The organism is Eubacterium ventriosum, from assembly GCF_025150745.1.
Lineage (GTDB): Bacteria > Bacillota > Clostridia > Lachnospirales > Lachnospiraceae > Eubacterium_G > Eubacterium_G ventriosum.
Genome location: NZ_CP102282.1, coordinates 25,825 through 38,281, shown reverse-complemented (window position 1 = coordinate 38,281; position 12,457 = coordinate 25,825). Strand labels below are relative to the sequence as shown.

Here is a 12,457-nt window from a genome sequence, read left to right as displayed (position 1 = left end):
AGATTTGCGAAAGATATTAATAAAAGAGATTTGCCATATGCAAATGGAAGTTACTGATTATAAGTGGATTTATTTGAGGGATAAGTTATGGATAAGGAGAATAATAGTAAAACTATATATTTAGATAATGCAGCAACAACTTTTCCAAAGCCGGAGTCTGTTTATACGGAGATGGATTATGTAAACAGAAATCTTGCAGTTAATACGGGAAGAGGCTCTTATAGTCTGGCAAGAAAAGCAACGGAAATAATAGACCGGACAAGAGAGAAAGCCTTGAAACTTATAAAAGGAAAAGATGTTGCAGACATTGTGCTTACGCCATCAGCCACAATTGCAATGAATGTAATAATTGGTGGTTTGGATTGGAGTGGTGCAGATATTTGCTATGTTTCTCCTTTTGAACATAATGCAGTAATGCGACCATTACATTTGATTAGTGAAAAATATGGTTTTGATTTAATAGAACTCCCATTAAAGAGCGAAACATTAGAAATAGATTTTGAAAAAATGGAATATATGTTTTCCATGAATCCTCCTACGAAAGTTTTTGCAACTCATATAAGCAACGTAACCGGGTATATTTTGCCGGTTAAAGAGATAACTGAAATGGCAAAAAAATATAACAGTCAGGTTATTATTGATGCCTCTCAGTCATTGGGATTATTAGACATTAACATGAACAACCTAATGGCAGATTTTATAGCTTTTGCAGGACATAAGAATCTATATGGACCATTTGGCACCAGTGGATTTTTCGTAAGAAAAGGAACAAAGATTAATCCATTTATTGCCGGAGGAACGGGAAGTGATTCACTTAACCTAAATATGCCAAAAACAATACCTGCAATGCTGGAACCGGCAAGTCCTAACATAGTTGCCGTGGCAGGAATGGAGGCAGCATTAGATGAAACAATTGGGCGAATAAGTGACTTTGAGGCAAAAGAAAAAGAATTAACAGAATACCTTGTAAAAGGACTTGAAAAAATAGAAAACGTAACTACATATCTTCCATTGGAAGATTCACATATAGGAATTGTAGCCTTTAACATTGAAGGCTACAAGGCAGAGGATGTGGGAACAATATTAGACCAGGATTACCACATTGCAGTTAGAACAGGATATCATTGCGCACCGCTTATACATAAACATTTGATGGATATAGAAAAGGGAGGCGTGGTAAGAGCCAGTGTTGGAAGGTACACAACAAGGAATGAAATAGAAAAGCTGCTGGAGGCAGTGGAAGAACTAAGTGAGGAAATGTAGATGAGTTTTGCAAGGCGAAAATAGCTTTGTTTAAATAACTTAAAGAAAAAGTATTTAGAGAGGTAAAAGTATGGATGAAAAAGTAGAAGCTTTAAGTAACCTAATTGACAAAATAGTTAAAAAGGAAATTTTATTGCCTGATTTTCAAAGGAAATTTATTTGGAAGGAGGAAGAAAAACAGGGGAGATTGATAGCATCTGTATTGGCAAAAATGCCAATAGGAAGTATTTTGCTTTTGGATAGTGATGCGAAAGATTATGCATATAAAATGCTAGGTTGTAGAGAAAGAAAAACGTATAAAGAACTTGAAATGGACGGAAAAATTTTAGCATTACTTGATGGACAGCAGAGAGTCACAGTTTTAACAAATGCATTTTCTAATGTTATTTTTGATATGGCAAAGAAGTCAAGCAACCTTATAAATAGAACAGGATTACAAAGAAGATTTTTTCTACGAATACCTAAATATGAAAGAATGGAAGGTGAGGTTGAAGATTTTTTTCAGGTTAGAAAGTTGCAATTTCCTTTAGAAGATGCAGAAAAAGAAGAACCTAAATTTCTGTCAGATGATATATATGAGGCAATAAAAATAATATCATTTAATGCTAATAGTGATGAATGCTATAACCCATTTAAGGAAAAGGAATCAACAAAATCAGATTTAATTAATTATTGTACATCAGGAAAAGAGTATTTAATACCTTTATTTTGGTTAACAGGGAAGAATACTATGGGATTATCAACTGTTTTAAAACGAATATCAGAAAATATATGTTTGGATATAATTGAAGAGTACGATTCAATTGAAAATGAAAAAAAGAGCATATTTGAGAAGAATATAATATCTGATAAAGTATCGGAAGTTATGCCAAATGAAAGTTTTAAGGAAAAATTAGATGCACAGGCAAGTGAATGGGAAAATAATATAAGATCATATCTTGTATCCTGTTTAAATAATATACAACTACATCAGATAATTGTCGATAATAGCAAACGAGCCAGAGCAATTAATATATATGAAAACTTAAATGAAGGAGGAGTCTCTCTAGGAACATTTGAATTAGTAATGGCAAGATTTGCAAGTGAAAGTGATGAAAATTATTATGATAAAATAGAAAAATATATGAAAAAGAAAAGAAAGTATCCGGAGGCTATTTATAATGAACAATTAAAAAACAATGAAAATGTTAGAGCAAAGTTAACATCAGAAAAATATATAGCCACGATAGATATGGGATGTATCGAAAATAAAAATGGAGAACCTGTTAATACATATATTGACGCATATTTAAATGTTATGTCTCTTTATTCATATGCCGGATTATTTAATCCGGATGATATTAAAAGTGAATTGATTAAAAAGAACAAAATATTAGCAATAAAACCTTGTGACTTAAAAAATAAATGCGAAGATGTATGTGATGCTTTGGATTTAGCACTTTTATTTTTCAAGATGAGATGTGGTGTTAGAAGTATTAAAGATATAAATTATAAGTTAATGTTAGTAGTTGTTTCATATATTTTATCGAACAAAAGTTACAGAGAAGATAGTAGAACGTATGACTATTTAGAAGCATGGTATTGGATAAGTATATTTTCAGGTTATTATAATTCGGATCAAACAGAAAGAACTATTACCAGTATTAAAAAGCTTATTAATACAATTGAAACCAAAAATGCAGAGTGGTTAGCAGAGTTAAAGGAAAAAATGTTTAAAGTGGATTATTATTCAGAAAAGAAATTTTTGTTATTAGAGATGAATAGTGCAGGAATAACACCTAAATCATTTTTTAGGGATGTTGTATGTCAGTATTATTTATCAATGACATACAAAGGTCTTATAGATAAGGAAAAAGAATTAAATCCGTTTATAGATGAAAGTTTACACAAACATCATGTTATACCTTTAGCATCACTAAAATCAGATTCTGAAGAAAGCAAGAAATCAGGAGTTGATTTGAGAAAGGATGATAGTTATTTTCTAAATTCTCCATTTAATTTCATTTACATAACAGATGAAGAAAATAGAGATATTTTAAATGACAAATTAAGTGATTATGTAAAGAGAATAGATGATGATGCAACAAAATCAATACTTGGTTTAAATGGTAAAATATGTGTAGATAATGAACAGGAGTGCAGGGAAGTATTAAAAGACAGAAGTAATCATTTTATAGGTAGAGTAAATGAACGCTTGGCTAAATTGTTGTAACAATGTTGGAAATATATACAATAGAGTATTGTATATAGGGAAGTTTCTAAACAAGTGGTTTGTGCAGTACAGTAGAACATAATTAAAAGGCATTTCATTTCGGATACGGTTGTATTTGAAAATAAGTGCCTTTTATGATTAAAGATAATATTATGTTAAATAACAAATTATATAAATTTATTGTTGCAAACTTCCATAATATATGTATAATTATAAATACAATTAAAAAGTGACATGAGCTTGTTCGCTTTTTAATTTACTGACTCCATATAGGTATTAGTTATATTATGCTGTCCCGGAATAAACTAAAGGAGAGTTTATGGAAGGAAGCAAAAAACACAAAGACAGAGTATTCAGAAAACTATTTGGATACGAAAAGAACAAAGGTAACTTATTGGAATTATATAATGCATTAAATGACAGTAATTATACAAATCCGGATGATTTGGAAATAAACACATTAGATGATGTTTTTTACATGAACATGAAAAATGACGTGTCATGCATTATAGACTGGAACATGGCTATTTATGAGCATCAAAGCACATGGAGTTATAACATGCCACTAAGAGGCTACAGGTATTCGGCAGAACTTTACAATGATTACATAGTGAGAAACAATCTGGATGTTTTTCGTCGAAAATTAATTAAAATACCTACACCTCAATATTATGTTTTTTACAACGGCAATGAAAAAAGACCTGACAGGGAGGTGCTGAAACTGTCAGACGCATTTATGGTTCCGTGCAAGGATGGAGAATTTGAGTGGACTGCAACAGTGCTAAACATAAATGCAGGACATAACGAAGAATTAATGTCCAAGTGTTCAATTTTAAGAGAATATGCTATTATGGTAAGTAAGATAAAGGAATTCCTGGCAGAGTCATTAGAATTGAAAGATGCAATAAAAAAAGCCATTGATTATTGTTTGGACAATAATGTATTAAAGGAATTTCTACAGGATCATAGATCGGAGGTAGAAGATATGCTTTGGAGAGAATACAACGAAGAAGAAACAATGGCTCATTGGAAAGAAGATTTCTATGAGGAAGGGGAACAACACGGACTAGAAGTTGGAAGAGCGAATGGAGAAAAAATAAAACTAATAAAGCTTGTGTGCAAGAAGTTAGTAAAAAATAAATCCATTGAAGAGATTGCTGATGATTTGGAAGAAGATGTATCAACTATTGAGAAAATTTGCAATGTTGCAAGTAAATTCGCACCTGAGTATGATGTTGATTCTATAATGGAAGTGTTGGAAAAAGAATAGCAAAAAAGTACAAGTCCTCAATTTACAAACATAAGCGTTGTGGATTGAGGACTTTTTGCATAACATAAAAAATAAAGATAAATAATAAGACAAAATATAAACGATTTGTTGAAAAATAACATTGAGTTCTATTGATGGATTTGATAGACTTGCACTAGGTGCTACCAAGAAACGGTAGGCGGTTAGTCCTTCAACAGAGGGACTGAACCCTCTGATTACATAGAAATCTTCTAAAGAGGAAATCTGGGAAAGGAGGGCTTGACTTTATGAGCGATTTTGAGATCCTTTCAATTGTATTTAAGAAAATAAGCTAACAATACAGACAAATTTCAATAGCGCAAGCCGAGCCATTCATAGCCCTACGGGCTATTTCATGGAGGGCTGTCGCCCTATAAATATAAATTAAAAAAACTACGAAAAAGAATACAAGTACTCTTTTTCGCAGTCTTTTGAGTCATATTTGCTTGATTTGTAGCTATAATTACGAGCAACCTCCAGCTCAAATCCGCTTCGCTTCTTTTCGCTGGAGATTGTCATAACGTTACTTATAAGCCGAGCCATTCATAGCCCTGCGGGCTATTTCATGGAGGGCTGTCGCCCAATAAGTATAAAATAAAAAGTAGTTGCCTGAGTATGTAAACTGATGTGACCCCAAAAAGTTAGACTTTTATTGCGTAACAGGTTTTAATATCTGTTACGCATTTTTTATGCAACCAAGAGGCTGAGTCTGTATTGGACAGGACTCAACCATCCTAGTTTTTCTTTAATTCTTTTTTCATTGTAATATCTTATATATTTTTCAATTTCAGTTTTCAATTCTTCATAACTGTAATAAACAGTTCCATGGTATATTTCTTGTTTAAGCAGACCAAAGAAATTTTCCATGACTGAATTATCAAGGCAATTACCTTTTCGTGACATGCTTTGAAATATTTTCTCTTCTCTAAGTCTATGTGAATAAGCTTTCATCTGATATGCCCATCCTTGATCTGAGTGAAAGGTCCTTCGAAATGGGCAGTCAGAAGTTACCTCAATGGCTTCATTTAGTGCATTCATCACATTTGCTGCTGAAGGACGTTTATCTATTCCATAACTTATTATTTCACCATTGAACATATCCATGAATGGATCTAAATATAGCTTATGCATTGTCATTTTACCTTTAGAATCTACTTCATAGTATTTAAACTCTGTTGTATCAGTTGTAATCTTCTGATGAGGTATGTGTGTATTAAATCTTCTTTTGATTCTATTAGGAGCAACCGTTCCAATTCTACCCTTGTAAGAACTATATTTACGACTCTTCCTCGTAAATGACATCACCTGAAGATTATATTTCTGCATGATGCGTTGAACCTTCTTCTTGTTCACGATATGGCCTTGATTGCGGAGTTCACCACACATGCGACGGTAGCCATAATCTTTGTTACATTTATGTATTTCATGAATCTTTTCTTCTAATTCTATATCTGGATTTTCTCTATCAAATCTTTTTTGCCAATACATATATGTTGCCTTTGGAAAACCAACAACTGCGAGAATGTCTTTTAATTTGAATTCTCCCCGGAGGCTGTGGACGATTCTCGCTGTTTTTTCAGAAGAGCTTCCTCCTCTAAACGCAGCCTCCTCAGTTCTTTTAAATATGCATTCTCTATTCTAAGCTTAAGAATTTCATCTTCAAGTTCTTTTACATGTTCAGTACTGGTATCAACCGGAACTGTAGTTGTATCTTGTTCAATATTTAACTTTTTGTTTGATGTACCCAATGTTTTCCTGCGACCTTTCTTATGTGGTCTCAATGCATCAGGACCGGCGATCCGGAAATCCTTTACCCACTTACAGATTTGAGAGGGATTATATATTCCTTCACGAAGAGCCAGCTCCTGATATGAGAGTTCACTTGCTAAATATAATTCTACAACAGAAAGCTTCTTTTCAAAAGAGTATTTATCTTGTTTTCGCGAACGCATAAGTCCTTTGTCACCATGAGTTTCATAATTCCGAACCCATTTCTTAATGTTTGACCAGGCAGGTACACCATATCGTTTGGCTAAGTATTTATAGCCACCTTCACCGCTAAGATATGCTTCAATAACCTGCTTTTTGAATTCATAACTGTATTTTGCCATAAAAATATCGACCTCCAATTGTTAGATTTTTAGGTCTAACTTTTGGGGGTCGGTACAAACATCCTCATTCAACTACTTTTATTTTACACTTACTCAGCTTGTAGCTTAACCAAAGTATCTTTTCAATAATCCTTCGAATGCTTTGCCGTGTCTTGCTTCGTCTCTTGCCATTTATGCAATGGTCAATCATATGTATATTTCTTAAATGGTTTATTGGGGGAATCCGATAAACAAAGGCTTTTCTATAAGTTTCAACGGACAGTTTATAAAACAATTTTGTTACAAGTTAATACAACTTTTAAAAAGTTTCTATAATAAAAGGACAACTTTTTGGAGGTATTAACATGAAGAAAACAACAAATAACAACAAAGGAGTATTTCAATTGGAGAATGGCTATTGGGGTTACAGATTTGTAATTACTGTCAATGGCAAGAAAAAATCACAAAGAAGAGTAAGAAATGAAGAGGGGAAACCGTTTAAAACAGAAAAACAAGCAATTAGAGCTAGAAGTCTTGCTATTGCATAGGCTCAAATAGTGAAAGAGCCACAAAAGGAAATAACAAGAAAAACAGTCAAAGAAGTCTTTGAAGAATACTGCGAATATGGCAGGAGCGGGAAAGCCTATACAACCATAAAAAAGCAGGATAGTTTATGGAAGAATCATATCAAAGACAGATTCGGCAGCAGATATGTTGATGATATATCTGTTGCCGAAATAAATGATTATTTGGCAGAACTTTATTATGAAGATAATAGGGCATATTCTTATACACAATCATTTCTAAAAATGTTCTATTTGATTTTCGGACAAGCATATTCAAGAGATTATTTAAGCATAGATAAATATAATAAACTTTGTTCCAATAAAGATACAAAAATACATATGCCAAAGCTAAAGATTGATGAAGAAACTAACATTGTATTTTTTAGTAAAGAGGAAATGCAGCAGTTAGATAATTATTTTAAAGGAACGAATGTAGAAACCGCATATTTGTTAGGTAAGTATTGCGGATTGAGAATCAATGAGTGTTTTGGTTTAAAGTGGGATAAGATAGATTTAAAAAATGGTACTATTACGATTGACAGACAAATGCAGTATCAGAATGGAATGATAAAATTAGTGCCACTCAAAACAAGAAATGCCAAAAGAAAAATATATATGTGTAGTAAACTGAAAGAATATTTTACTAATCTAATGCAGCAGCAGGAAAAGTATAAGACAGAATTGGCAGAATTAAGACAACAAAAGCAAACACTCATAAAAGATATTCAAGGGAATACAATTTCTTCTCTTGAACTAGTAAATTCCATGCCAATCGGAAGAATGCAAACAGTAAATGCAATGAAGTATCATACAAGGACTTTGAAAGAAAAATATCATATTGATTTCAAGTATCACTATTTAAGACATACTTATGGTACTACTCTTGCTACTTTAAATACTCCCGAACATTTGCTTTGCAATCAAATGGGGCATAGTAGCAGTTCAGTAACACATAAGTATTATATAGGTATTTCAAAGCAGGGAATTGATGAACTCTTGAAGAATTTGGAAAGGGTGTAATAATTTAAAATTAAAACTAGGAAAGTTGCATAAGAATAAAATCTTTGTGGCTTTCCTAGTTTTCTTTTGCATATTGTATTGATTAGTTTTATCTAAAATCAAATAATTCCTTTGGCGTTATTTTTAGTACATCACAAAGTTTGAAGATAACATCAAAAGACACTCCAACTTTTCCTAGTTCAATGGCACTTATATGACTTCTGTCAATATCAACAAGTTCGGCTAATTGAAGTTGAGTAAGTTTTTCTCTCTTTCTATAATACACAACGTTTAAGCCAAATTTTTCGTATAAATGTTTGTATTCAGGTTTCAATATAACCACCTCCATACAATAATTGTAGAGTGAATTAAACATAGAATAAACCTTGTGGCAATAGCGTAATGCGATTGACACAAGTCATAATAAGTAATATAATTTAAACTATCATATATAGCGAAAACAAAGGAGAACATAATTCATGAAAAGGTACTTGTTAAATTTAGACAAAAAGACAATTCATAATGGATTAGATTTGTGTTATGCAGCAAAGAGAATGAAAAAATCGAATCAAAAATGGTTTGACAAATATGAAGATGCAGAGAATTATTATGAAGGTGACATGGAAAAGGGACATATATGTGGTGTGTGCTTTAAAAGCAAAGCAGAGGCGTTAAAACTTGAGAAACAATAAAAAATTGAAAAAAGAGGAGGAAAGATAATGGCTTTAATAAAATGTCCAGAATGTAATGCGATGGTTTCTAGTAGTGCGGAAAGTTGCCCTAAGTGTGGGTATCCTATGCCGACTTTAAAACGGATAAAAGAAGAATATAATAATATGAAAATGCTAGATTATGATTATGAGTTCGAATATGCGTATGTTGATTGGAGTATAGGTGAGAAGAAAGCAAAATTAATAATGAATTATAATAATATTAAATTTCCTAAAGATGAACTGAATGTTAACAATTTAGAGTCGCTCCAAGCTTGGAGCGCTGCATTCGACAAGATAGAGTTATCACATTGTAAAGAAATTTCGGATACACCAGAACTTGATTATGCGTATTTTATGGGAGAGAACGCACGTTGGCATAGATATAAATATTATAACGAAAATGAGGAAAAATTGGATAATTGGTTTGATAAGAATATGGGGATGTATTGTGAGCAAAGAAATAAAGATTATGAGTATGATTATAGTATAGATGTATATAGTGTATTCCAATATTATGTTATACTTTCAGCATTAAATGAATCAGAAAAACCACTAGGAGAGTATGGAATTATGACTTCAAATGCAAATAGGGAAGATAATATAATATATAATGACTGTGGAGCAATAGATGTTGCTTTAAAGGAATTGTGTTCTCATAATATTATCAAGGGATATCCAGACTATACAAGTAATAAATGGTTTGAATTTGATAAAAAAATTAATTTTGATGATACTACTGTAAAGGAGTATATAGAATTATGGAAAAAAGAATGTAGAGCGAAACAACGTATTTATGATATTAATAGTGAGTTTGCAGAGGCTTATGACAAAACTTTTCAGTATACTATTAGTGATACTGAAAAAAGATTAGTTCAATATGAAGAAGAATGCTATGAAAAGAAGTATGGAAATCAAGAAGTAATCAAAATGATGGAGGATATACAGCAGAAAACTGAAATTTTACATCAAAAATTGAAAGTACCAAATCAGGTAGAGGGAGCAAAATGTCCTGTTTGTGGTAAAGAAACTGTAAGGAAAATTACAACAAAACAAAAGGCAACATCAATAGGGTTGTTTGGAATTTTTGGTAGTAATTTTGGGAAAACAATGACATGTACTTCATGTGGATATAAGTGGTAATTAAAACACTAAAAAAGTAACCGCCAGTCTTGCAATAGTGTGGTTACTTTTTTAAACAATCATATTATACAGGGCTAACCGTCTATCGGTAGCACCTTTTCTATTTTTATACTAGCAAATATAGCATAAGAAGTCAATTGTATTTAAGAAAATAAGCTAACAATACAGACAAATTTCAATAGCGCAAGCCGAGCCATTCATAGCCCTACGGGCTATTTCATGGAGGGCTGTCGCCCAATAAGTATAAAATAAAAAGTAGCTTATAATTACGAGCAACCTCCAGCTCAAATCCGCTTCGCTTCTTTTCGCTGGAGATTGTCACAACATTAAAATAAAATAGCTTACACCTTTGTGAGTAAACTCCCAGGTGTAAGCTATTTATTTTAACGTTGCTCGTAATTAACCAAAGTATCTTTTCAATAATCCTTCAAATGCTTTGCCGTGTCTTGCTTCGTCTCTTGCCATTTCATGTACTGTGTCATGGATTGCATCAAGGTTTGCAGCTTTTGCTCTCTTTGCAAGGTCGAATTTTCCTGCTGTAGCGCCGTTTTCTGCTTCAACTCTCATTTCTAAGTTTTTCTTTGTGCTGTTTGTTACAACTTCACCAAGTAATTCTGCAAATTTTGCAGCGTGTTCAGCTTCTTCGTAAGCTGCTTTTTCCCAGTATAATCCGATTTCAGGATATCCTTCTCTATGAGCAACTCTTGCCATTGCAAGATACATACCTACTTCTGAACATTCTCCTTCAAAGTTTGCTCTTAAGTCTGCAATAATGTCTTCGCTAGCACCCTGTGCTACACCAACTACATGTTCTGCAGCCCATGTCTTTTCGCCTTCTTCTACCTTTGTGAATTTTTCTGCTGGAACACCACAAACTGGGCACTTTTCTGGTGCTGAATCTCCTTCATGAACATAACCACATACTGAACATACAAATTTTGCCATCTTTTTTTCCTCCTAAATTTTAAAAATAATATTGTTAATATAAAACCTTTTATGAAATACACTTAGTGTTTGGTTTTGCACTTAGGGCAAGTACCGTAGAAATAAGTACTGTGTCCTTTGATGTTACCACTATAGTACTGAGCAGCAATAGTACAGATTTCGTCAATTGACGGCATAAATATGTCATCGACACATCCGCACTGTGTGCATATGAAATGGAAGTGTGGATTAACATTGCCATCAAAGTGCTCCTTGCCATCACCAAGTTTCAGTGAAAGAGCATCACCCTGATCTACCAAAAATCTAAGATTGCGATATACTGTTCCCAAGCTTATATTAGGAAGTTCTTCGCGAATACTCTGATAAACCATATCAGCGGTTGGATGATCTGTACGATGTGCCAGATTATTTCGGATGAGTTCTCTTTGAACGCTTCGTTTAATCATGTTTACCTCATTTCTTGATAACAATAATAGTAACTATTATTAATATATCACTTTTTTACTTTTTGTCAACATTTTTTGAAAAAAATCTTAAATAAATTTATAGAATTCATGTAATCAATCTTTTAGTAGTTTGATACTCTAATTTTTATAAAAAAATATCCAGGATAAAATATGAGATTAGAATTGCAAATTACATTATCTTAACAGTAAAAAATATATACAAAAATAAGTAAAAATTTTTATTAAATATTAGCATTGGCTTAAAAAAGTTTTTTACTTATAACTTTAAATAGAGAGTTGAACGGGTTTAATTTAATAATGCAAATACAGGACTTTGGCTTTATAACACAGGCAAATTGACTTTAGCCGGAGAAATGTATAGAAGCAACGGAAATCCGGAAGGTTATGAACCAGCACAGGCTGAAACAACTACACGTAGACCTTATGTAACATTAGACGATGGTAGTATGGAAGGACCTTGGTCAAAAATAAAGAAGGTAAAGATTAAGAAATAACATTACGTTAATAGAAAAACAAAACTCCAACGTTAATTAGTTTGTTGCAAAGTACCAGTTGCTATGCACTACGATTATTGTTGGAGTTTCTTTTGGGTTTAATGCGAAAATCATACTAATCAAAGTACTTACAAGGATTATGAATATGTGTGTATGTGGAGTTTCTTATTAAATCATTCTTTTTTATCTCAATTTTATACATGTACCCCGATATAATTATTTTCTTAATTTTCGGGGTACAAATTTCATAATTTCAAATGTTACATGCTACCTATAAGTG

At 32.4% G+C, this 12,457-nt stretch carries 12 protein-coding genes; 8 read left to right on the top strand and 4 right to left on the bottom strand.

Annotated elements, in window-relative coordinates:
- Window positions 1–87 precede the first annotated feature (87 nt).
- From NQ558_RS00180 to NQ558_RS00170, 3 genes are all read left to right on the top strand, one after another.
- On the top strand, window positions 88–1,263 hold the full coding sequence (locus tag NQ558_RS00180; protein ID WP_005360019.1) for an aminotransferase class V-fold PLP-dependent enzyme: 1,176 nt from the start codon (window positions 88–90) through the stop codon (window positions 1,261–1,263).
- Window positions 1,264–1,333: 70 nt separating this feature from the next.
- A complete protein-coding gene (locus tag NQ558_RS00175; RefSeq protein WP_005360020.1) occupies window positions 1,334–3,475 on the top strand; it encodes a DUF262 domain-containing protein in 2,142 nt (713 codons plus the stop codon).
- A gap of 319 nt (window positions 3,476–3,794) precedes the next feature.
- A complete protein-coding gene (locus tag NQ558_RS00170) occupies window positions 3,795–4,745 on the top strand; it encodes an RpnC/YadD family protein (RefSeq protein WP_005360021.1) in 951 nt (316 codons plus the stop codon).
- Window positions 4,746–5,450: 705 nt separating this feature from the next.
- Here NQ558_RS00170 and NQ558_RS00165 read toward each other — a convergent pair.
- A protein-coding gene (locus NQ558_RS00165) for an IS3 family transposase (RefSeq protein WP_242652128.1) occupies window positions 5,451–6,874 on the bottom strand; the annotation gives its coding sequence in 2 pieces (ribosomal slippage) (window positions 5,451–6,385 and window positions 6,385–6,874; 1,425 coding nt in all).
- A 344-nt stretch (window positions 6,875–7,218) separates the two neighbouring features.
- Here NQ558_RS00165 and NQ558_RS00160 point away from each other — a divergent pair.
- Entirely contained in the window at window positions 7,219–7,401 is a 183-nt protein-coding gene (locus NQ558_RS00160) for a hypothetical protein (protein ID WP_005361595.1), read from the top strand.
- A 9-nt stretch (window positions 7,402–7,410) separates the two neighbouring features.
- On the top strand, window positions 7,411–8,439 hold the full coding sequence (locus NQ558_RS00155; RefSeq protein WP_040446765.1) for a tyrosine-type recombinase/integrase: 1,029 nt from the start codon (window positions 7,411–7,413) through the stop codon (window positions 8,437–8,439).
- An 88-nt stretch (window positions 8,440–8,527) separates the two neighbouring features.
- Here the strand turns inward: NQ558_RS00155 and NQ558_RS00150 are convergent, their stop codons facing one another.
- Window positions 8,528–8,767 carry a helix-turn-helix domain-containing protein gene (locus NQ558_RS00150; protein ID WP_005361598.1) on the bottom strand — a complete coding sequence of 80 codons (240 nt, stop codon included), beginning with the start codon at window positions 8,765–8,767 and terminating at the stop codon, window positions 8,528–8,530.
- A 130-nt stretch (window positions 8,768–8,897) separates the two neighbouring features.
- Between NQ558_RS00150 and NQ558_RS00145 the strand changes: the two genes are divergently transcribed.
- Together NQ558_RS00145 and NQ558_RS00140 are read left to right on the top strand one after the other, a co-directional pair.
- Window positions 8,898–9,110: a hypothetical protein gene (locus NQ558_RS00145; RefSeq protein ID WP_005361601.1), complete on the top strand. Its 213-nt coding sequence runs from the start codon at window positions 8,898–8,900 to the stop codon at window positions 9,108–9,110.
- Between the two features lie 27 nt (window positions 9,111–9,137).
- Window positions 9,138–10,271: a zinc ribbon domain-containing protein gene (locus NQ558_RS00140; protein ID WP_005361603.1), complete on the top strand. Its 1,134-nt coding sequence runs from the start codon at window positions 9,138–9,140 to the stop codon at window positions 10,269–10,271.
- Between the two features lie 399 nt (window positions 10,272–10,670).
- On the opposite strand, the gene NQ558_RS00135 is transcribed toward NQ558_RS00140, so the two are convergent.
- Complete coding sequence (locus tag NQ558_RS00135; RefSeq protein ID WP_005361605.1) at window positions 10,671–11,216, bottom strand: NADH peroxidase; 546 nt, start codon at window positions 11,214–11,216, stop codon at window positions 10,671–10,673.
- Window positions 11,217–11,278: 62 nt separating this feature from the next.
- Window positions 11,279–11,662, bottom strand: a complete 384-nt coding sequence (locus NQ558_RS00130; protein ID WP_005361607.1) for a Fur family transcriptional regulator — start codon at window positions 11,660–11,662, stop codon at window positions 11,279–11,281.
- Window positions 11,663–12,036: 374 nt separating this feature from the next.
- Here NQ558_RS00130 and NQ558_RS00125 point away from each other — a divergent pair, with 374 nt between their 5' ends.
- Window positions 12,037–12,177 (top strand): hypothetical protein, encoded by a 141-nt coding sequence (locus NQ558_RS00125; RefSeq protein WP_005361608.1) that lies wholly within the window; start codon window positions 12,037–12,039, stop codon window positions 12,175–12,177.
- Window positions 12,178–12,457: the final 280 nt, after the last annotated feature.

Excerpts from the sequence above, each read along its gene's own strand:
- NQ558_RS00150 (WP_005361598.1), bottom strand. The coding sequence starts at position 8,767 with ATGGAGGTGGTTATATTGAAACCTGAATACAAACATTTATACGAAAAA.
- NQ558_RS00175 (WP_005360020.1), top strand. The coding sequence starts at position 1,334 with ATGGATGAAAAAGTAGAAGCTTTAAGTAACCTAATTGACAAAATAGTT.
- NQ558_RS00160 (WP_005361595.1), top strand. The coding sequence starts at position 7,219 with ATGAAGAAAACAACAAATAACAACAAAGGAGTATTTCAATTGGAGAAT.
- NQ558_RS00145 (WP_005361601.1), top strand. The coding sequence starts at position 8,898 with ATGAAAAGGTACTTGTTAAATTTAGACAAAAAGACAATTCATAATGGA.
- NQ558_RS00125 (WP_005361608.1), top strand. The coding sequence starts at position 12,037 with ATGTATAGAAGCAACGGAAATCCGGAAGGTTATGAACCAGCACAGGCT.
- NQ558_RS00130 (WP_005361607.1), bottom strand. The coding sequence starts at position 11,662 with ATGATTAAACGAAGCGTTCAAAGAGAACTCATCCGAAATAATCTGGCA.
- NQ558_RS00135 (WP_005361605.1), bottom strand. The coding sequence starts at position 11,216 with ATGGCAAAATTTGTATGTTCAGTATGTGGTTATGTTCATGAAGGAGAT.
- NQ558_RS00140 (WP_005361603.1), top strand. The coding sequence starts at position 9,138 with ATGGCTTTAATAAAATGTCCAGAATGTAATGCGATGGTTTCTAGTAGT.
- NQ558_RS00180 (WP_005360019.1), top strand. The coding sequence starts at position 88 with ATGGATAAGGAGAATAATAGTAAAACTATATATTTAGATAATGCAGCA.
- NQ558_RS00170 (WP_005360021.1), top strand. The coding sequence starts at position 3,795 with ATGGAAGGAAGCAAAAAACACAAAGACAGAGTATTCAGAAAACTATTT.